The sequence below is a fragment of the Streptomyces sp. NPDC086766 genome, from assembly GCF_044746005.1.
Classification (GTDB): Bacteria; Actinomycetota; Actinomycetes; order Streptomycetales; family Streptomycetaceae; genus Streptomyces.
The window spans coordinates 443,655-462,853 of sequence record NZ_JBIVBI010000002.1 but is presented as its reverse complement, the minus strand read 5'-3'; the positions used below and the strand labels follow the sequence as shown (position 1 = coordinate 462,853).

At 72.2% G+C, this 19,199-nt stretch carries 17 protein-coding genes, 1 tRNA gene and 1 pseudogene; 7 read left to right on the top strand and 12 right to left on the bottom strand.

What is annotated here, in order from left to right:
* The first annotated feature begins 65 nt into the window (after nt 1-65).
* Entirely contained in the window at nt 66-389 is a 324-nt protein-coding gene (locus ACIPM1_RS05220; RefSeq protein WP_356185960.1) for a multidrug efflux SMR transporter, read from the top strand.
* 561 nt (nt 390-950) lie between these two features.
* Here the strand turns inward: ACIPM1_RS05220 and ACIPM1_RS05215 are convergent.
* A pseudogene (locus ACIPM1_RS05215) lies at nt 951-1,439 on the bottom strand (TetR/AcrR family transcriptional regulator); the annotation flags it as partial.
* Between the two features lie 163 nt (nt 1,440-1,602).
* Between ACIPM1_RS05215 and hisN the strand changes: the two are divergent.
* The 3 genes from hisN (at nt 1,603) to ACIPM1_RS05200 (ending at nt 3,557) form a co-directional block, all read left to right on the top strand.
* Nucleotides 1,603-2,403 (top strand): histidinol-phosphatase, encoded by an 801-nt coding sequence (gene hisN / locus ACIPM1_RS05210; RefSeq protein ID WP_402429109.1) that lies wholly within the window; start codon nt 1,603-1,605, stop codon nt 2,401-2,403.
* A gap of 169 nt (nt 2,404-2,572) precedes the next feature.
* Entirely contained in the window at nt 2,573-2,986 is a 414-nt protein-coding gene (locus ACIPM1_RS05205; RefSeq protein ID WP_402429106.1) for a cyclic nucleotide-binding/CBS domain-containing protein, read from the top strand.
* A gap of 154 nt (nt 2,987-3,140) precedes the next feature.
* Entirely contained in the window at nt 3,141-3,557 is a 417-nt protein-coding gene (locus ACIPM1_RS05200) for a Fur family transcriptional regulator (protein ID WP_356185951.1), read from the top strand.
* A gap of 158 nt (nt 3,558-3,715) precedes the next feature.
* Here the strand turns inward: ACIPM1_RS05200 and ACIPM1_RS05195 are convergent.
* The 3 genes from ACIPM1_RS05195 to ACIPM1_RS05185 all read right to left on the bottom strand — a co-directional run bounded on the left by ACIPM1_RS05195 (nt 3,716) and on the right by ACIPM1_RS05185 (nt 8,921).
* A tRNA-Met gene (locus ACIPM1_RS05195) sits at nt 3,716-3,789 on the bottom strand.
* 168 nt (nt 3,790-3,957) lie between these two features.
* Entirely contained in the window at nt 3,958-5,790 is a 1,833-nt protein-coding gene (locus tag ACIPM1_RS05190) for a sel1 repeat family protein (RefSeq protein ID WP_402429103.1), read from the bottom strand.
* Nucleotides 5,791-6,038: 248 nt separating this feature from the next.
* Nucleotides 6,039-8,921 (bottom strand): UPF0182 family protein, encoded by a 2,883-nt coding sequence (locus ACIPM1_RS05185; protein WP_402429421.1) that lies wholly within the window; start codon nt 8,919-8,921, stop codon nt 6,039-6,041.
* Nucleotides 8,922-9,096: 175 nt separating this feature from the next.
* Between ACIPM1_RS05185 and ACIPM1_RS05180 the strand changes: the two genes are divergently transcribed.
* The gene (locus tag ACIPM1_RS05180) at nt 9,097-9,639 is read left to right on the top strand and encodes a PPA1309 family protein (protein ID WP_402429100.1); all 543 of its coding nucleotides are present in this window, start codon (nt 9,097-9,099) and stop codon (nt 9,637-9,639) included.
* 155 nt (nt 9,640-9,794) lie between these two features.
* Here ACIPM1_RS05180 and ACIPM1_RS05175 read toward each other — a convergent pair whose 3' ends face one another.
* The 4 genes from ACIPM1_RS05175 to ACIPM1_RS05160 all read right to left on the bottom strand — a co-directional run bounded on the left by ACIPM1_RS05175 (nt 9,795) and on the right by ACIPM1_RS05160 (nt 13,034).
* Nucleotides 9,795-10,892, bottom strand: a complete 1,098-nt coding sequence (locus ACIPM1_RS05175; protein ID WP_402429097.1) for a PDZ domain-containing protein — start codon at nt 10,890-10,892, stop codon at nt 9,795-9,797.
* 53 nt (nt 10,893-10,945) lie between these two features.
* The gene (locus tag ACIPM1_RS05170; protein ID WP_356185939.1) at nt 10,946-11,110 is read right to left on the bottom strand and encodes a hypothetical protein; all 165 of its coding nucleotides are present in this window, start codon (nt 11,108-11,110) and stop codon (nt 10,946-10,948) included.
* A 154-nt stretch (nt 11,111-11,264) separates the two neighbouring features.
* Nucleotides 11,265-11,726, bottom strand: coding sequence for a molybdenum cofactor biosynthesis protein MoaE (locus ACIPM1_RS05165; protein WP_356185937.1), 462 nt, complete (start codon nt 11,724-11,726; stop codon nt 11,265-11,267).
* 195 nt (nt 11,727-11,921) lie between these two features.
* Complete coding sequence (locus ACIPM1_RS05160; protein WP_402429094.1) at nt 11,922-13,034, bottom strand: SDR family oxidoreductase; 1,113 nt, start codon at nt 13,032-13,034, stop codon at nt 11,922-11,924.
* A gap of 191 nt (nt 13,035-13,225) precedes the next feature.
* Here ACIPM1_RS05160 and ACIPM1_RS05155 point away from each other — a divergent pair, with 191 nt between their 5' ends.
* Both ACIPM1_RS05155 and ACIPM1_RS05150 read left to right on the top strand, forming a co-directional pair.
* Nucleotides 13,226-14,701 (top strand): zinc-dependent metalloprotease, encoded by a 1,476-nt coding sequence (locus tag ACIPM1_RS05155; protein ID WP_402429091.1) that lies wholly within the window; start codon nt 13,226-13,228, stop codon nt 14,699-14,701.
* Nucleotides 14,698-15,213: an NUDIX hydrolase gene (locus tag ACIPM1_RS05150; protein WP_402429088.1), complete on the top strand. Its 516-nt coding sequence runs from the start codon at nt 14,698-14,700 to the stop codon at nt 15,211-15,213. The genes ACIPM1_RS05155 and ACIPM1_RS05150 overlap by 4 nt, the downstream gene beginning before the upstream one ends.
* Nucleotides 15,214-15,306: 93 nt before the next feature.
* Here the strand turns inward: ACIPM1_RS05150 and ACIPM1_RS05145 are convergent, their stop codons facing one another.
* The 4 genes from ACIPM1_RS05145 to ACIPM1_RS05130 all read right to left on the bottom strand — a co-directional run bounded on the left by ACIPM1_RS05145 (nt 15,307) and on the right by ACIPM1_RS05130 (nt 19,161).
* Nucleotides 15,307-16,062 (bottom strand): AIM24 family protein, encoded by a 756-nt coding sequence (locus ACIPM1_RS05145; RefSeq protein ID WP_392191082.1) that lies wholly within the window; start codon nt 16,060-16,062, stop codon nt 15,307-15,309.
* A 17-nt stretch (nt 16,063-16,079) separates the two neighbouring features.
* Complete coding sequence (locus ACIPM1_RS05140; RefSeq protein WP_356185922.1) at nt 16,080-16,760, bottom strand: AIM24 family protein; 681 nt, start codon at nt 16,758-16,760, stop codon at nt 16,080-16,082.
* 11 nt (nt 16,761-16,771) lie between these two features.
* Entirely contained in the window at nt 16,772-18,427 is a 1,656-nt protein-coding gene (locus tag ACIPM1_RS05135; protein ID WP_402429084.1) for a TerD family protein, read from the bottom strand.
* A 137-nt stretch (nt 18,428-18,564) separates the two neighbouring features.
* Entirely contained in the window at nt 18,565-19,161 is a 597-nt protein-coding gene (locus ACIPM1_RS05130) for a M48 family metallopeptidase (protein ID WP_402429081.1), read from the bottom strand.
* Nucleotides 19,162-19,199: the final 38 nt, after the last annotated feature.

Sequence of the window (19,199 nt, the reverse complement as noted above, 5' to 3'; positions counted from 1 at the left end):
CGGCGGAACACGACGAAGCGGTCGACGACGCGGTCACGGAACGCTGACGTACGGGAGGACAGCACATGGCGTGGCTGCTGGTCATCGTGGCCGGGTTGCTGGAGACCGGCTTCGCCGTGTGCCTGAAGCTGTCCCACGGCTTCACCAGACTCTGGCCGACCATCGCCTTCGCCAGTTTCGCGCTGGGCAGCTTCGGTCTGCTCACCCTCTCCCTGAGGAAGCTGGACGTGGGTCCCGCCTACGCGGTGTGGACCGGCATCGGCGCGGCGGGCACCGCGATCTACGGCATGGTCTTCCTCGGCGACCTGGTGTCGACGCTGAAGATCGTCTCGATCAGCCTGGTCATCATCGGCGTGATCGGCCTCCAGCTGTCCGGTTCCACGCACTGAGCGGGGCCGGACGCGGTTCCGGGCAGGTGCGGGGCGGGTTCCGGTCGGTTTCGGAGCAGTTCACAGCGGGGTTCACAGTGGGTGCCGGTGCAGGGTGGCGCGCACCAGTTGGGCGATCCCCTCGCCGGGCGGGGCGGCCACGCACGACAGCGCGAGCCGCACCACCAACTCACAGGTACGGCTCAGCTCGACGGGGTCCGCCTGGGACACGGCGTCCGGGAGCGGGGCGCCGGGGCCGTGCTGGACGGTGGGGGCGGGCGGGGGGCCCGGTGCGTGCGGGACCACGGGGGCCGGCGGGGCGCCCGGTGCTTGCGGGACCGCGGGGGCCGGCGGGGCGCCCGGTGCGTACTGGGCGGTCTGTCCGGGCAGGGCGACCGGTTCGGGCTGGGCGGTGGCACCCGGGCCGGGTGCGACGGTCTGCGCAGTGGCACTCGGGCCGGGCGGGACGGTCCGACCGGTCAGCGCGTCCGGGCCGAGCTGCGCGGTCGCGCCGGGCGGGGCGCCCACGCCGGACGGGACGGCGGGGCCGCTGGGTCCGCCACGGGCGGCCGGTCCGGAAGGGGCGGCCTGGCCGGGCACGGCCGACGGCGCCGACAGGACCGCCACCGCCCGGTCGCGGACGATCATCACGAAGTCGGCGGGCGACGGCAGCGGGCCGTCCGCCCGGCGCTGCGCCGGCACCGCGGAGGACGAGGGCACGGCCGACAGCGTCGGGGACGGCAGCCGCTCGCTCCAGCAGCCGGTGAGCATGGCCCGGACCAGCGCGTTCTCCCGGGCCGCCGCCGCGGTCCACTCGGCGACGGCGGTGAGCCGCTCCCGGGGGCCGGCGTGGGCGGCGAGGGCGCGCTCGACCCCGGCGAGGAAGCCGTCGGCCTCCCTGCGCACCAGCGCCCGCGCGAGGCCCTCCTTGCTGCCGAACTCGTTGTAGAGCGTCTGCCGGGAGACTCCGGCCGCCGCCGCCACGTCGACCATCCGCACGACGGCCCACGGCCGGCACGCCAGCGCCGTATAGGCGGCGTCCAACAGGGAATCCCGCGCTGCAGGCATCATCGCCTCCCCGGGGCGAGCGCGACTCTGCGCCCAGATTTGACGCGCCCGACAGCACTGTCAAGAGGGCGCGAGAGCCTCCGGGGGCGCCCGTCGGCCGGCCGTGTGCGCGGGCGGCCCCGCCCGGTGTGGCCCCGCCCCGACCCCGGCAGATACGGTTCGTTGCATGCCCGACTACCTCGACGACCTGCGTCTGGCCCACGTCCTCGCGGACACCGCCGACGCCGCGACCATGGACCGCTTCAAGGCCCTCGACCTCAAGGTGGAGACCAAGCCGGACATGACTCCGGTGAGCGAGGCGGACAAGGCGGCGGAGGAGCTCATCCGCGGCCAGTTGCAACGCGCCCGCCCCCGCGACGCGGTGCTCGGCGAGGAGTACGGCATCGAGGGCACCGGCCCGCGCCGCTGGGTCGTCGACCCGATCGACGGCACCAAGAACTACGTCCGCGGTGTGCCGGTCTGGGCCACGCTGATCTCCCTGATGGAGGCCGGGGAGAGCGGCTACCAGCCCGTCGTGGGGGTCGTCTCCGCCCCCGCCCTGGGCCGCCGCTGGTGGGCCGCCAAGGGGCACGGCGCGTTCAGCGGCCGGAGCCTGTCGCAGGCGACCCGTCTGCGGGTGTCCCGGGTCGGGAAGCTGGCCGACGCCTCCTTCGCGTACTCCTCGCTCAGCGGCTGGGAGGAGCAGGGCCGGCTCGACGGCTTCCTGGACCTGACCCGGCAGGTGTGGCGCACGCGCGCGTACGGCGACTTCTGGCCGTACATGATGGTCGCCGAGGGCTCGGTCGACTTCTGCGCCGAGCCCGAGCTGTCCCTGTGGGACATGGCCGCGACCGCCATCGTCGTCACGGAGGCCGGCGGCACCTTCACCGGTCTCGACGGCCGGCCGGGTCCGCACAGCGGCAACGCGGCCGCGTCCAACGGCCTGCTGCACGACGACCTGCTGGTGTATCTCAACCGGCGCGCCTGAGAAGCGCGGGACGGGGGCCCGCGCCCCCAACCGGCCGCGTGCGCCCTCTTGTTGACTCCCGCTTTGCCTGCGACTCTGAGAGTTCCCCCACTTGTGAACTTGTGAATCCGTGAACTAGCGGCGCCCCCGCCGTTCCGTCTCGGGTTCCGGTAGGAGGTGGCTCCAGTCCATGCTCGTCCGTGACGCCATGAGCACGGTGGTCCTCACCGTCGGTCCCGCACACACCCTCCGCCAGGCAGCCGCCCTGATGTCCGCACGCCGTGTGGGCGCGGCCGTGGTGCTCGACCCCGACGCCGGCGGCGTCGGCATCCTCACCGAACGCGACATCCTCAACTCCGTCGGCCGGGGCCAGAACCCGGACACGGAGCGCGCCCACGCCCACACCACCACCGACGTCGTCTTCGCCTCCCCGTCCTGGTCCCTGGAGGAGGCGGCCCGCGCCATGGCGCACGGCGGCTTCCGTCATCTCGTCGTCCTCGACGGCGGCGAACCGGCCGGGATCGTCTCGGTCCGCGACATCATCCGCTGCTGGGCACCCGGGCGGCAGCCCGCGGCCACGGCGGCCGGTTCGCTGACCGGCTGAACGCGTGCGAGCGGGCCGGAGCTCCTCGGAGAGGGGTTCCGGTCCGCGCCCCGGTGAGCGGATCTCCCCCACCATGGACCATGTCTAAGTCAGGCTCGGCTCCAAGTTCACACTCGTTCGGAACCTGGCCTCCTTGACTGTTAGGCTGGTTTCCATGAGCGACCTTCTGGAACGGCTGCGCGGACGCGGATGGCGGATGACCGCGCAGCGACGCGTCGTGGCCGAGGTCCTCGACGGCGAACACGTCCATCTGACGGCCGACGAGGTCCATGCGCGTGCCGTCGCCAAGCTGCCCGAGATCTCCCGGGCGACCGTCTACAACACGCTGGGTGAGCTGGTCTCCCTCGGCGAGGTGCTGGAGGTCGCCACGGACCGGCGGGCCAAGCGGTACGACCCCAACGCGCACCGCCCGCACCAGCACCTGGTCTGCGCCGGCTGCGGCGCGATCCGGGACGTCCACCCGGTCGGCAATCCGCTGGCAGACCTCCCCGACTCGGAGCGTTTCGGCTTCACGGTCTCGGACGTCGAGGTCACGTACCGCGGCCTGTGCCCGACCTGTGCGGCGGCCTGACCACGGCTTTCCGCTGATCGCCCCTTCTCGTTGAACCCCGGCGCCTTCCCTGTGCCGGGGTTCTTGCCGTGCCGGGGAGAGGAACGCGGGGAAGCCGGGCGGGCACGAAAACACCGAGGGCCGGAATCCTTGATCGGATTCCGGCCCTCGGCCTTCAGTAGCGGGGACAGGATTTGAACCTGCGACCTCTGGGTTATGAGCCCAGCGAGCTACCGAGCTGCTCCACCCCGCGTCGACAGGTGAAACACTACGTGACCGTCGGGCGCAGAGGCAAATCGCTTCCGCGAGGGGGCGGCGGAGAGCGGCCGCGCCGGGCAGCTGCCCGGGCCTGCGGGGCGGCCGCGGCCGGGCCGCGTGGGCCGGCCGGGACCGACGGAGGCCCCGCCGGTCCCGCCGGGGCCTAGGCGGACAGTTCCTCGCGCAGCGCGTCCCGCAGCCGCGCCGCCCGCGCCCCGACCTCCTCCGGCCCGAGCGACACGGCCCGGTCGGCCCACCGCTGCCCCTCGGCCAGCTCTCCCCGGCGCGCGTAGACCAGGGCCAGGCGCAGCGCGGCCCGCCCGTGTCCCGCCTCGGCCGCCCGCGTCCACCACACGGCCGCCTCCGGCTCGCTCCCCTCCCGGGCCAGCAGCAGCCCCAGGTTGAAGGCGCCGTTGCGCGACCCGGCCTCCGCCGCCTCCCGGTACCACCGCGCCGCCTCGACCACGTCCCCGCGGGCCGCGGCCAGCATCCCGACCCGGACCTGGGCCCGGCGGTGCCCCTGGGAGGCCGCCCGCTCGTACCACTCCTCGCACTCGGTCTTCTCGTGCACCGCCGGCTCGCCGAGCTCGTGCGCGGGCGCCGGCGGGCGCCGCGCGTCGAGCAGGGCCGCCAGCCGGTACGCGGCCTCCGCGCTCCCGCCGCCGGCCGCGCACCGCAGATGCCGCTCGGCCTCCGGCTCGTCCCCCTCGCGCAGCCGGGCCATCCCCACCTGCAGCGCGGCCTCCGTGTGCCCGGCCGCCGCGGCACGCTCGTACCAGCGCAGCGCCTCGGCGTCGGCGCCCCGCCCGGCGTAGAGGATGCCGAGGTTGAACGCGGCGTCCACGCTGCCCGCCTCCGCGGCCTTGGAGAACCACGGTTCGGCACCGGCGGTGTCCCCGCCCTGCAGCAGCAGGATGGCCAGCGCGTTCGCCGCCTCCCGGTGCCCGGCGTAGGCCGCCCTCCGGTACCACTGCTCGGCCTGCGCGGTCCGCGCCTGCTCGGCGCAGAGCAGGCCGAGGTTGTAGGCGCCGTTGACGTCGCCGGCGTCCATCGCCGCGCGGTACCAGCGCTCGGCGGTCTGCGTCTCGCCGCGCTCGGCGTGCAGGGCGCCCAGCGCGTTCGCCGCGTTGCCGTCGCCGTCCTGGGCGGCCCTCAGCCACCACACGGCGGCACTCTCGGTGTCACCGGCGTCCCGCAGCAGGAAGCCGAGCGCGCAGGCGGCCCGTGCCTCCCCGTCCTTGGCGGACGTCAGGTACCAGCGTCCGGCCTCCTTGAGGTCGCCCCGCTTCTCCAGGATCGCCCCGAGGTGCAGGGCGGCCCGCCGGTGGCCGCGCGCGGCGGCCTGCCGGTACCACTGCTCGGCCTCCTCCGCCGGCCCGACACCGTTGTCACCGTCGGGGTCCTGCGCGGCCTTGCGGTCCACGGCCCGCGCCAGCCGGTACGCAGCCTCCCGGTGCCCCCGCTCGGCGGCGAGCCGCATCCAGCGCTCGGCCGCGGCGTCCCCGCGGTGCTCCAGCAGATCGGCGAGCGCGTACGCGCCCAGCGCGTGCCCCTGCTCGGCGGACTGGCGCAGCCAGTACTCGGCGGCGGGCTCGTCGCCGCGCTCGCGGTGGTGCCGCCCGAGCGCGTGCGCGGCCGCCGCGGACCCGGCGACGGCGGCGATCCGCCACCATCCGGCGGCCTCGTCCGCGTATCCGCGCTGATGCAGCAGGACCCCCAGGTTGTTGGCGGCGGCGCGGTCACCCGCGGCGGTGGCGGCACGCAGGTGCGGCTCGGCTCCGTCGAGGTCGCCGCCGCGCAGCAGCATGGCCCCGAGAACGCTCATCGCCTCCACGTCGCCGGCCTCGGCGGCGAGCCGACGGCGTACCTCCTCGGCGGCCTCGTCGGCGGCCTGCCCGGTCTCGTCCCGGGTCTCGCCTCCGATCTCATCGGGATCGGAGGCCTGCACAAATCGCCCTGTCTCGAACAGAGTTGCCTTGTCCCCCATAACGTCCATCGTCGCACCACCTGCAACCTGGGTACACCTGGTATACCGCAGCCAGTGAGGTCACTTCAGCGTTTTGTCGACATGCCCACAGAGAGACAAGTCAAACACAGATCCCCCAACTCCCCACGGCGGCACGGCCACCCGTCACGTCGGCACATGCGTTCGCACACGTCGAAGGCCCGGATCCCGCGGGGGATCCGGGCCTTCGAGCGTCAACCTCCGTCAGCCGTCTTCATCCGGCCCGAACGGCACGGCCGTTACCCTGTCCCGCCGCTTCGCCGGGCCGGCTGGGACTGCGCCTGCTCGGCCTTCTTCAGGGCGTCCTGGAGGTCCTGCTGCGCCTTGCCGTAGGCCTGCCAGTCGCTCTTCTTCAGGGCCTCCTGACCGTCGTCGAAGGCCTTCTGGGCGTCCTTGAGCGCCTGCTGGACCGTCGGGTTGCTCGACGCCGGGGGCTTGCCGGTGCCGTTGTCCGGTGGCGGGGTCGTCGCGCCTCCCGCGCCGAACACCTTGTCCAGCGCCTCGTCGAGGGTGTTCTCGAACGCGGTGGTGCCGCCGTAGGTCACCAACACCTTGCGCAGCAGCGGGTACTTCAGTCCACCGCCGCGTACGTAGACCGGCTCCACGTAGAGCAGTCCTCCGTCGAGCGGCACGGTCAGCAGGTTGCCGTACTCGATCTCCGAGTCACCGCCTCTGATGAGCCGGACGAACTCGGCGATGTTCTGCTGCGAGTTGGAGTTGAACTGGCTCTGCACCTGCTTGGGACCGTCGACGGTCTTGCTCGTCGGCAGTTTGAGCACTCTGATCTGGCCGTAGTCCTTCGTGCCCGCCTGGGAGTCGACCGCCATGAAGGCGCTGAGGTTGTCCCGGCCGTTCGGCGTGAAGGTCGTGGTCAGCGAGAACGCCTGGGCGGTCTGGTCGGGCATCTTCATGGTCAGGTAGTACGGCGGCACCGCGTTGCCCGACTTGTTCGTCGGGTCGTTGGGCACCTGCCACACCTCGCTGCCGCTGAGGAAGGTCTGCGCGTCCTGAACGTGGTAGCGGGTGAGCAGCTCGCGCTGGACCTTGAACAGGTCCTGCGGGTAACGGAGATGGGCCATCAGCTCCGGGGAGATGTCCGTCTTCGGCTTCACCGTCCCGGGGAAGGCCTTCATCCAGGTCTTCAGCACCGGGTCCGCGTCGTCCCACTGGTACAGCCTGACCTGGCCGCTGTAGGCGTCGACGGTCGCCTTGACCGAGTTGCGGATGTAGTTGACCTGGTTCTGCTGGGCCACCACCGCGCGCTGGTTGTTGTTGTAGGTCAGCGAGTCGGCGGTCGTGTCCCCCAGGGTCGTCCGGGAGGCGTACGGGTATCCGTTCGTGGTCGTGTAGGCGTCGACGATCCACTGGATGCGTCCGTCCACCACCGCGGGGTAGGCGTCGCCGTCGATGGTCAGCCAGGGCGCCACCGCCTCCACGCGCTCCTTGGGCGTGCGGTTGTAGAGGATCCGCGAGCCGTCGCCGATGGCGCCGGAGTAGAGGATCTGCGGCTCCCCGAACGCCGCCGCGTAGGCCGCGCGGTTGATCGGGCTGGACAGGCTGACCCCGCTGCGGCCCTGGTAGCTGGTGGTCTTCTCACCGTTGTCGTCGGAGTAGTCGATCTCCTTCTGGGGACCGCCGACGATCGAGTAGGTGGTGGTCTTCTCGCCGTAGTAGACCCGCTGTTCGTACGTCCCCAGCTGGCCGCTGGAGGGCAGGTCGGACTCGGTGAAGACGGGCCGGCCGTTGCTCTCGGCCTCCGTGCCCTTGGCCGCGACGACGCCGTAGCCGTGGGTGTAGCGGAAGTGGTTGTTGATCCAGTTCTTCTTCGGGATGCCCGCGAGGTTCAGCTCGCGCAGGCCCACGACCGTGTCCTGGACCTTGCCGTCCCGCGCGTAGCGGTCCACGTCCAGGTTGTTGGGGAACGTGTAGTAGTTCCGCATCTGCTGGAGCTGCTGGAACGTGGGCGAGACGATGTTCGGGTCCAGGATGCGGATGCTCGCCGCCGAGTCGACGTCCCCGCGCAGCTTCGACTTGTCCTTGGCGGTGCTCTCCCCCGCGTACTCGGAGACCTGGGTGTCGTCGATGCCGTAGGCCTCGCGCGTCGCCCTGATGTTCTTCGCGACGTACGGCGCCTCCTTGGCCTGCTCGTTGGGCTGGACCTGGAACTTCTGGACGATCGCCGGGTACAGGCCGCCGATGAGGATGGCCGAGAGCACCATCAGGCCGAAGCCGATGAGGGGCAGCTGCCAGGTGCGCCGCCACAGCGTGGCGAAGAACAGCAGCGCGCAGATGACGGCGATGCAGAACAGGATCGTCTTGGCCGGCAGGTAGGCGTGGGCGTCGACGTACCTGAGGCCCGTCCAGTTGCCGGTCGCCTTGAAGTCGCTGGACTTCACCGCGAGTCCGTACCGGTCGAGCCAGTAGGCGACCGCCTTGAGGGCGACGAAGACGCCGAGCAGCACCGACAGATGCCCGGTGGCCGCGGCCGTGGCGCGCGCGCCGGGGCTGGTGACGCGCAGCCCGCCGTACAGGTAGTGGGTGAGCGCGGCGGCGATCACGGACAGGATCGTGGCGGCGAAGCCGAAGCCGAGCAGGAAGCGGTACCACGGCAGGTCGAAGGCGTAGAAGGCCACGTCGAGGTGGAACTGCGGGTCCTGCTGGTGGAACGGCACGCCGTTGACCCACATCAGCCAGGTCCGCCACTGGCTCGCCGCCGAGGCGCCCGCGATCAGGCCCACCAGCGCGGTGATGCCGCACAGCAGCCACTTCTTGTACGGCGCGATCCCCATCCGGTAGCGGTCGAGGCTCTGCTGCTCCATCGACATGGCGCTCAACGGGGGCCGCAGCCGGTGCGCGAGCCAGATGTTGAAGCCGACCGCGGCCGCCATCAGCAGACCGAAGACGAAGAACAGCCCGATCTTGGTCCACAGCGTGGTGGTGAACACGGACGAGTAGTGCACCGACCGGTACCACAGCCAGTCCGTCCAGAACCCCGCGAACATGGTGAACGCCATGCCGAGCACGGCAAGGACGCCCAGGGTCATCAGCAGGGTCCGGACGCGCCGGGACGGGCGGCCCACTCTGATCCGCGGCCCCGTGGGGCCTCCGCCGCGGTCCGGCATCTGGAAAGCCAAGGTGCGCACCTCGAAGTTCGCTGTCGATTCGCTGTCGTTGCGTCAGTCCCCGTGTCCGTGGACCGTCCGGTGTGCCCCCGTGATCGTGGACCCACACCTATGCAACTTACTGAGGGTTTACTCGGTTCCCGATTCCGGGCGGGAACGAGGCAGGATTGTGACCATGTCCAACACTCCCATGGCAGCGAGCCCCCTCACCCGGGCCGTACTCGAGATCGACGAGTACGCGTCCGGCCTCGGCTGGGACCAGCCCGCTCGCCTCTTCGCCCTCGTAGACACCGCACGGCTCCGGGTCCAGGAACCCGCTCTCGCGAAGCAGCTCGGCCTGGGGGACGAGCAGGAGGCCTCCGGCCTCACCCCGATCGAGCAGGACGAGATCCCGGCGGACCGGCCGCTCGACGACTTCCTCGGCACGATCGCCTGGCCCGACGCGGTGGCCGGCTGTGCGCTCACCGTGGAGCGCCTGATGCTGCCCCCTTCCGCCGAGACGCAGGTCCCGCAGGGGCTGGACGGGGCGAAGCTGGCGAAGTGGGTGGCGGACCACCCCGAGCGCCAGGAGGTCCGTATGACGGTCGCGGTCCTGCGGGACGGCGCGCGGGAGTCGGCCCTGCGGCTGCGGGAGAAGGACTCCCCGACGGAGGTCCTCACGGGCCCCGACCTGGTGCCGGGGCTGGCGGACGCCCTGAGGGCGACGTTCGAGGACTGAGGGCCTGGGAGGACGTGGCCGGGGCGCCCCGATGGTGGGGCGCCCCGGCCACGTGCGGTGCGTCTCGGCGTCTCGGCCCTTCGGCGACGGGTCGCGGTGTTCCCGGCCCCGGCCGGGAGCGGTGGGCCGGGCCTCGGTCCTGGGCGTGCAGGGCCTCAGCCCTTGGCCGTGCACTTCGGCAGGTCGGCGGTCTTCCCGGACCGGATGTCCGCCAGGGCGCCGAGCGCGTCGCCCATGGTGTTCACCTTGACGAGGGTGAGCCCCGCGGGCGTGTCCTTGGCGGCGGAGGCGCAGTTCTCGGCAGGGGTCAGGAAGTACTGGGCCCCCCGTTCGCGCGCGCCGACGGTCTTCATCTCGATGCCGCCGATCGGACCCACCTTGCCCTGGTCGTCGATCGTCCCGGTGCCGGCCACGAACTTCCCGCCGGTCAGGCTGCCGGGGGTGAGCTTGTCGTAGATGCCGAGCGCGAACATCAGACCGGCGCTCGGTCCGCCGACGTCGGCGAGCTTGATGTCGATCGAGAACGGGAACGTGTGGTCCGTTCCGGCGGAGATCCCGACGATGGCGCGCTTGGTGCCGCTGTCGGTCGACTGCGCCGTCCTGATCGTGACGTCCTTGGTGGCGGTCGCGGGCTTGCGCGCCTTCTCGGCGGCGGCCTGCTCCTTGGCGGGCACGATCGTGAAGACCACGTTCTCGCCGGGCTTGTGCTTGGTGACCAGCTTGGCGACGTCGGCGGGCTGCTTCACCGCGGTGCCGTCGACGGCCTTGATCACGTCACCGGCGTGCAGCCTGCCCTGGGCCGGGGTGTTCTTGACCACCGTGGAGACGATCACCCAGGACTGCACCGGAACATCGAGTTCCTTCAGCGCGGCGACCTTGGCGCTCTCCTGGGACTGGCTGAACTCCTCGGCGTTCTCCTGGGTCGACTGCTGCTCCGTCTTGCCGTCGGGGTAGAGCGTGTCGTGCGGAACGATCTTGTTGTCGTGCGCCAGCCAGCCGTAGACGGCCTCGACCAGGTTCATCCGGTAGTCCGCACTGGTGACCCGGACGGTGGTCATGTTGAGGTGACCGTCGGTCGGGTAGGTCTTGTGCCCGGCGATCTGCAGCACCGGCTCGCCGTCGTGCTCACCGAGGGTGTTGACCGTCGGCCCCGGGCTCATCTCCGCGTACGGCACGGGGAGGAACACACCCGCGCACAGGAGCGCGATCAGCATCAGGGTGGAGGCGAGCATCGTCGCGGTGCGGCGTGGCATGACTCGACACTACGGGACGCGCCTGTCAGCGCACCGTCAGGGCTGCCAACCCGTCATGTGCCGGAGTGGGACCTCTCCATGGCCTCGCGGAAACGCGCGTACCCGTCGAGTTCCGGGCCGTCGCTGCGGACCCTGCGGGTCCGGTTCGCCCAACTCCCCCACAGGCCGGCGCCTATCGCGGCCACCAGCGGTATCAGCAACCAGGCGAGCGCAGCCATGCCGACCTCCCAACCCCGACGGACAGACCTCGAGGGACCGACCGCGACTTCGTGATCAGCAGATTAACCATCCGCACTGACAACGCTCATGCCCGGGGTGCGGTTACGCAACCGGTGGCGGGGCGGGGGAGTTCGGCGGCCCGGCGGAGCGCCCTCAGCAGGCCCCCACCCACTCCTCGGTGCCGTCGGAGAAGCGCTGGTGCTTCCAGATCGGCACCTCGTGCTTGAGGTCGTCGATCAGCTTCCGGCAGGCCTCGAAGGCCTCTCCCCGGTGCGGGCAGGACACGGCGACGACGACGGCCAGGTCGCCCACCGCGAGCTGCCCCACGCGGTGCACGGCCGCCAGCGCGCGTACCGGGTACTCCGCGACCACCTTCTCGGCGATCCGCCGCATCTCGGCCTCGGCACTGGGGTGGCAGGAGTAGCCGAGCGCGTCGACGTCGGCACCCCCGTCGTGGTTGCGCACGGTGCCCACGAAGAGGGCGACACCGCCCGCCGCGTCGTCCCCGACGGCCCGGAAGACCTCGTCGACGGAGAGGGGGGTCTCCCGGACGCCGATCAGCTTGACCGGGTCCTCGGCGGCCTGCTCGCCGGGGTGATCGTTGGAGGATGCCATGCCCCCATCGTGCCGCACGCGCGGAAGCAGCGGGAAGAGCGTTTCGCCCGGCACGCGCGCGTACGGCCTCGGAGACCCCTACGAGGAGCCGACTCCGGCCGGGCGGCCCTCCGAGGACGCCGAGCCCCCTCCGAGGCCCCCGGCGGACACAGAGCCCACCGCGGACACGGAACCCGCCGTGAAGGCGGGCCCCGATCAGATCCGGCGCCGCGCCTTCCTGGCCCGCCGCACCACCGCGGCCGCGCCCAGCAGGGCGACCGTCGCGCCCGCGGCTCCCGCTGCCGTCGCGTCCTTGCGCCCCAGCCGGCGTCCGGCGACCGTGTGCCGTCCGGACACCTCCTCCAGGAGCTCCTCGAGGACCTCCTCGTTGGTCCACTGCGGCCGCCACCCGGCGTCGTGCAGCCGGCTTCCGCTGACCACCCAGGGGTACATCGTGTACGCGAGGTCCCCGGCCGGGGACGGGGTGAGCCCGATCCGGTGCAGCCGGGCCGCCGCGCCCAGCGCGACCGCCGAGGGCAGCTCCATGCGCCGGATCCCGCTGAGCTCCTCGACCTCCTCCTGCTCCAGCCACCCGTCGCACCCGACGGCGAGTTCCCCGTCGACCTTCTCCAGCACGGCGTACTCGAGCGCGCCGCACAGGTCCTCCACGTGGCAGAACTGCCACGCGGGCCGCGACCCGGCCACGACGAGCAGCCGCGGCGACTCGAAATACCTGGTCAGCGCCGTGTCGGTGCCCCCGACCAGGACGGCCGGGCGGACCACGGTGACGTTGAGCCCGGGGTGCGCGCGGGGGGCGCGCCGCGCCAGCCGCTCGATCTCCAGCAGGTCGCCGACGCCCGTCGCCTCGGCGGTCGCGCGCAGTTCCGCGTCCTCGGACAGCGGCAGCTCGTTGTCCGGCAGCGCGCCGTAGACCATCGCGGAGGTGCACAGCACCACGCGGTGCACGCCCGCCGCGGCCGCGGCGGTCAGCACCGTCTGGGTCCCCCGGACGTTGTAGGCCGTCCGGGCGGCGGGGTCGGTCTCCAGGTCAAGGTCGAGGGCGAGATGCACCACGACATCCGCCCCGCGAAGTTTGTCGGCGATGGCCGGATCCCGGACGTCGAGGATGTGCCACCGGGCGGCCGCGCACTCCCCGCGCCGCTCGTCGATGGCGATGACCTGCTTGATCTCCTCCGAGGCGGCCAGCCGCTCGGTGAGGAGCGCGCCGACCCCGCTCGCGGCGCCGGTGACCGCGACGACGGGCCCGCGCAGGGCGGGTGTACTTTCGTGGTTTCGCGCTGCGCGAACCTGTGGATCTGGGGAACTCACCGGGCGTCTCCAGCGGTTGTCTTCCATACGGGCGCGAATGACGCGTACGTACCAGGTCGCATCCATCCTGCCGCAGGCGTTGCGTGGGCGGAGCACCGAGGCCCGAACCGCTCGGGGTGTCTACGCTGGGTGGTGTTGTCGGGCAGCCGCGCCGCCGGAAGAACCGGTGGCCTTACCAGCCGAGGAACCCCGTGAGTGACACCCCATTCGGATTCGGCCTTCCGCCGGAGGAGCCGGAGAACGGCGACGAGGGCAAGAAGAAGGACCAGGAGAGCGGTGGTGGGCAGGGACCGGCCAACCCGTTCGGCTTCGGGCTGCCCGGAGCCGGAGGCCTTGGCGGGCCCGGCGCCGACAATCCGCTCGCAGCCATGTTCGGTTCGCTGAACCCCACCGACCTGGGTGCCGCGTTCCAGCAGCTCGGCCAGATGCTCTCCTACGAGGGCGGCCCGGTGAACTGGGACATGGCCAAGCAGATCGCCCGCCAGACGGTGTCCCAGGGCACCGCGGACGGCACCAAGGACGCGAGCGTCGGCCCCGCCGAGCGCACCGCCGTCCAGGAGGCCGTCCGCCTGGCCGACCTGTGGCTGGACGACGCGACGTCGATGCCGTCCGGCGCCGGCTCCGCGGTGGCCTGGAGCCGCGCGGAGTGGGTCGAGGCGACCCTGCCCGCCTGGCAGGAGCTCGTCGACCCGGTCGCCGAGCGCGTCGGCACCGCCATGGGCGACGTGCTGCCGGAGGAGATGCAGGCCATGGCCGGCCCGCTGATCGGCATGATGCGCTCGATGGGCGGCGCCATGTTCGGCACGCAGATCGGGCAGGCCGTCGGCGTGCTCGCCGGTGAGGTCGTCGGCTCGACCGACATCGGCCTGCCGCTCGGCCCGGCCGGCAAGGCCGCGCTGCTGCCGGCGAACATCGAGGCGTTCGGCAAGGACCTGGGCGTGCCGCAGGAGGAGGTGCGGCTGTACCTCGCCCTGCGGGAGGCCGCCCACCAGCGCCTGTTCGCGCATGTGCCGTGGCTGCGCTCGCACCTGTTCGGCGCGGTCGACGGGTACGCGCGCGGGATCAAGGTCGACACCGCCAAGCTGGAGGACGTGGTCGGCCAGTTCGACCCGCAGAACCCCGAGCAGCTCCAGGACGCCCTCCAGCAGGGCATGTTCCAGCCGGAGGACACCCCGGAGCAGAAGGCCGCCCTGGCCCGTCTGGAGACCGCTCTGGCGCTCGTCGAGGGCTGGGTGGACGCGGTGGTGCACGCGGCCGCCAAACCCCGGCTGTCGTCCGCGGACGCCCTGCGCGAGACGCTGCGCCGCCGCCGCGCCTCGGGCGGCCCGGCCGAGCAGACGTTCGCCACGCTGATCGGCCTGGAGCTGCGCCCGCGCCGCCTGCGCGACGCCTCCCGCCTGTGGGCCTCGCTCACGGACGCGCGCGGGGTCGAGGGCCGCGACGCCCTGTGGTCCCACCCGGACATGCTGCCGACGGCGACCGACCTGGACGACCCGGACGGCTTCGTGCACCACGAGCACCCGGACTTCTCCGAGCTGGACAAGATGCTCGGCGAGGCGGCGGGCGGCTCGGCCGGGAAGCCCGACCTGGGCAAGGGCCCGGAGAAGCCGGGGAAGGGCCGGGAGAAGGGCGACGGCGGCGAGACCGAGGGCGACGACGCCGAGTGAGCCTGTACGACGACGCGGTCCTCGTGCTGAAGGAGTACGGGGACCAGGAAGAGCTGCGCCAGGTCTACCTGGAGCACCTGGAGACGCACCCGGACGGCCTGTGGAAGGCGTGCGCGGACGGGCACATCACGGCCAGCGCGCTGGTCCTCGACCCGGAGCGCGGCCGTGTCCTGCTCACCCTGCACCGGAAGCTGCGGATGTGGCTCCAGATGGGCGGGCACTGCGAGCCGGGCGACGCCACACTGGCGGCGGCCGCCCTGCGCGAGGGGACCGAGGAGTCGGGCATTCCGGGGCTGACCCTGCTGCCCGGCGGACCGGTGCGCCTGGACCGCCATCACACGCCGTGCGCCTGGCACCTCGACGTGCAGTACGCGGCTCTGGCTCCCGCCGGTGCCGTCGAGGCCATCAGCGAGGAGTCGCTCGACCTGCGCTGGTTCGCGTACGACGAGGTGGCGGACGTGGCGGACGAGTCCGTCGTGCGGCTCGTCGAGGCGGCTCGGGGCCGCGTCTGACCCGACCGCGCGCGTCCCGGACCCGTACGTCCTGGACTCATACGCAAGGGGCGGCCGCTGGGCGGTCGCCCCTTACGTCTGTGTCGCGGACCGTCAGCTCCAGACGTTCCCCTGGTTCTGCCCCCGCGCTCCCTGCTGGCCCATGCCGAACTGGGCGGCGAGGCCCTGCCCGATCTGAGCGTTCTGCGGCGGCAGCAGCTCACTGGGCTGGACCAGCGCGTAGCCGCTGCCCATGAAGCTGAGCTCCCAGCCCTCACCGGTGTTGCCGCGGCGCCGCCACACCCCGGAGGAGTGCGTCTGGGCCTGCATCTGCACCCGCAGGCCGGTCGACCAGGCGACGATCGCGTCGGCGTCGCAGTTGACGTACTTGTCGGGCGTCACCTGCATCATCAGCGGCGCGCCGGAGGTCATCAGCGCGACCTTGCCGCGGCCGGTGATGTTGAGCTGGTACTTCCCGGAGCCGGAGATGCCGTACAGGCTGTCGACGGCGATGACCTCGTGGTGCAGCGAGGAGTCCATCGCGAGCACGTAGCTGCTGTCGACCGTCAGGCCGTCCTGCTCGACGTCCATGACGTGGACGTACTGACCGAGGTTGGCGAGGTAGACCGTGCCCTGCCCGTGGCAGCGCATGAGGTCCAGGCCCTCGCCGGTGTGCGCACGCGCGCGTGCCTGGCTGTTGCTCCGGTACTCGGCGTCGAACTCGACGAGGCCCTGGTAGGCGACCATGGTGCCCTTGCGGGCGAGGATGTCGTCGTGGCCCTCCAGGGTGACGCGCAGCATCTGCTTGTTCTGCAGGCTCCAGCGGTCCTGGGTCTGGACGTCGTTGAAGGCGAAAAGCGGGCTCTGCATGGTGTGTTGGCTCCCCCTCAGCCCCGGAACCGGAGGCGGTCGGTGCTGTCCTCGCTGGGCTGGACGACGACGATGCCCTGGCCGGAGAAGGCCATCTGGTAGGCCTCACCGCTGCCCCGGCCGATCAGCGACTGCGCCTTGAAGCTGCGCTTGCCCTTCACCTTCAGGTTCGGGGACCACGCGACGAGCGCGTCCGGGTCGACGTAGGTCTCGTCCTCGCCGCCGCCGCAGTCGACGACGATCGGCTTGCCCCGGGAGGTCAGCGCGACCCAGCCCTGTCCGGAGATCTTGGTGTTCCACAGGCCCTGCCCGGCGAACTTCGCCAGCCCCTTGACCCGCTCGACGCCCCACTGGAGGGTGGCGTCGAAGGCGAGCAGGTTGGTGGCGTTGACGGAGATCGCGTCGCCGTTGAGGTTGATGACGACGACATCGGCGCCGTAGTCGGCGAGGTAGAGCAGGCCGTCGCCGGAGCACTTCATCAGGGGCGCGCCCTCACCGGTGATCCAGTCGCGGGCGATCTGACGGACGGCCGGCGGGTTGGGTTCGTACTGGATGAACCCTTCGTAGGCCACCATCGATCCCACGCGCGCGAGGAGGTCGTTGCCGGTCTGCATGGCGACCTTCAGCATGTGGCTGCCGTGGTTCTCCATGCGGGCGGTGACGGGTGCGGGGGCGTAGCCCGCGAGCGGCTGGTTCATGACGGGCTCCCTCAGACCTCGTAGGGCTGGACGACGACGAAGTTGCCGGGCGCGGCCCGGAACTGGAGGTTGACGCCCTCGCCGGTGTGGCCCGGGTAGGCGTTGCGGCGCATGCGCACCTGGCTGGAGACGATCACCTGGGCGGCGGCGGACCAGGCCACGACGGCGTTGGAGTCGACGAAGGTCGTCGGTGTCACGGGCAGCACCACGGGCGTGCCGTGTGTCTTGACGACGATCGTGCCGGTCCCCTGGAACTGCATCGTGAACAGGGCGCCGCCGGGGATGCCGTGTCCCTCGACACGCCGGACCTCGTACTGCAGGCCCTCGTCGAAGGCGAGGACGTTCTCCGCGGAGACGCAGATCGCGTCGCCCTGGAGTTCGACGGGGTGCAGGTGGGTGGAGCGCTCGGCGAAGAACACCTGGCCCTGGCCGGTGCAGCGCATCAGCTGCATCTCCTGGCCGGTGGCGTTGCCCACGACGCGACCCGCGAAGCCGGCGCCCTTGTAGCTGAAGTCGACCTTGCCCTGGTAGAGCACCATGCTGCCCTGCCGGGCCAGCACGGGCTGCCCGCCCATGCCGAGGTCGGCGCGGACGAGCTTGCTGTTCTGCAGCGTCCAGCGCTGGCCGGTGGGCGTCTCCTTGAACTGCTGCAGCGCGGCGGTCACACCGGCGCCCTGGGGAGCGCCCTGGGGGGCCGCTCCGTACGGCGCGGGCTGGCCCGGCACCTGGCCGTAGGGCTGCCGGCCGTAGCCGGGCGGAGGCGTGGGCTGGCCGTAGCCGGGCAGCGGGACCGGAGCCTGCGGGACCGGGGGCCGGCCGTAGCCGGGGGGCGGAGGCGCCGTCTGCCCGGGGGGCCCGCCGTACGGGGGCTGCTGGCCGAAGGGCGCGGGTGCGGGGGACGGGGGCGGGACGATGCCGCCCGGCGGGGTCATGGGCGCGACGATGGTCGGCGCGGCGTGCACCGACGGGGAGGGCGCCGGGGGCGGCGGGGTCGCACCCGCGGGCGGGGCGAAGCCCTGGGCGGGCTGCGGCGCCGGACCGGGCGCGGCCGGACCGGAGGGCGCGCCGAACGCGGGCGGTGCGAAGCCCGGGGCTCCGGCAGCCTGCGGCGGCTCCTGCTGCGGGGCGGGGCTCTCCTCCTCCGCGACCTCGCCGCCGAAGTTCTTCAGCAGCGCCTCCAGGCCGCCGTCGAAGCCCTGGCCCACGGCGGCGAACCGCCACACGTCCTTGAGGTAGAAGTCGCCCAGCATCACGGCCCGCTCGGTGGTGAACTCCGAGCCGCTGAACGCGTACCGGGCCACCTCCTCGCCGCCCGCCACGATGCGCAGGTAGCCGGGGCCGATCTGCGACATCTGCCCGGTGCCGTCGATCGTGGCCGTGAACGACAGCTTCTTGATCTGCGGCGGGATCCGGTCGAGCGTGACCCGGAAGGACTCCGTGTCGCCCGCCTGGGCGCCCAGGAGCTGGATGGACTCCTCGGGGGACTTCGGCTGGTTGAAGAAGACGAAGTACCGGTCGTCCGAGAGGCGTTCGTCGGCGTCCAGACCGAAGCAGCTGATGTCGAAGGTCAGTCCGGGGCCGGAGATCTGCACGCCTACGTACAGATCCGTGCCCGCGGTGAGGTCACTGATCCTGGCCTTGTGGCCGCGTTGGAATTCCCTGGGCATGCGTAACGACCGTCCCCCATCCCGAAGCGAGTGCGTCGCGCCAGGTTAATGGCAAAGTCCGACACCGGACGAAGTCGGTACAGACCCGGTACAGAATCCCTGTCGGGCGACGGCGGGCGTCCGCCACCGGGAAGCGGTCACTCCCCGCGCGCGTCCGGCGGATGCGGCAGCCGGTTCGCGGCGACGACGCCTTCGAGATAGCCCCGGGCACGCTCGGTGCGCGGATACGCCTCCAGGAGCCGCCAGAAGTCCGGGCCGTGTCCGGGCACGAGCAGGTGCGCCAGCTCGTGCAGGAGCACGTAGTCCACGACGTACTCCGGCATGCCCTGCAGGCGGTGCGAGAGGCGGATGCTCCCCTCCGCGGGGGTGCAGGAGCCCCATCGCGTGTTCTGGTTGGTGACCCAGCGGACCGTGCGGGGCCGGGCGCGGCCGTCGAAGTACTGGGCCGACAGCCGCCCGGCGCGCGCGGCCAGCTCGGCGTCGCCCAGGGCCCGCTTGCTCTCCTGCGCGGCCAGCTTGTCGAGCATGACGCTCACCCAGCGTTGCTCCTCCGCCTCGGACATCCGGGCGGGGATGAGCACGACGGTGCGATCGCCCTCGCGGTACGCGGAGACCGTCCTGCGGCGACGGGCGCTCCTGCGGACTTCGATCGCGCTCGCCCCGGAGCCGCTCGGCGGCGGGCTCGTCTTGCTGCGCTGTGGCGTTCCGGCGCGGTGCAGTGGGTCGGCGGACACGCCCCGACGTTACCCGCTGCAGTCGGGGAAGTCCCGGG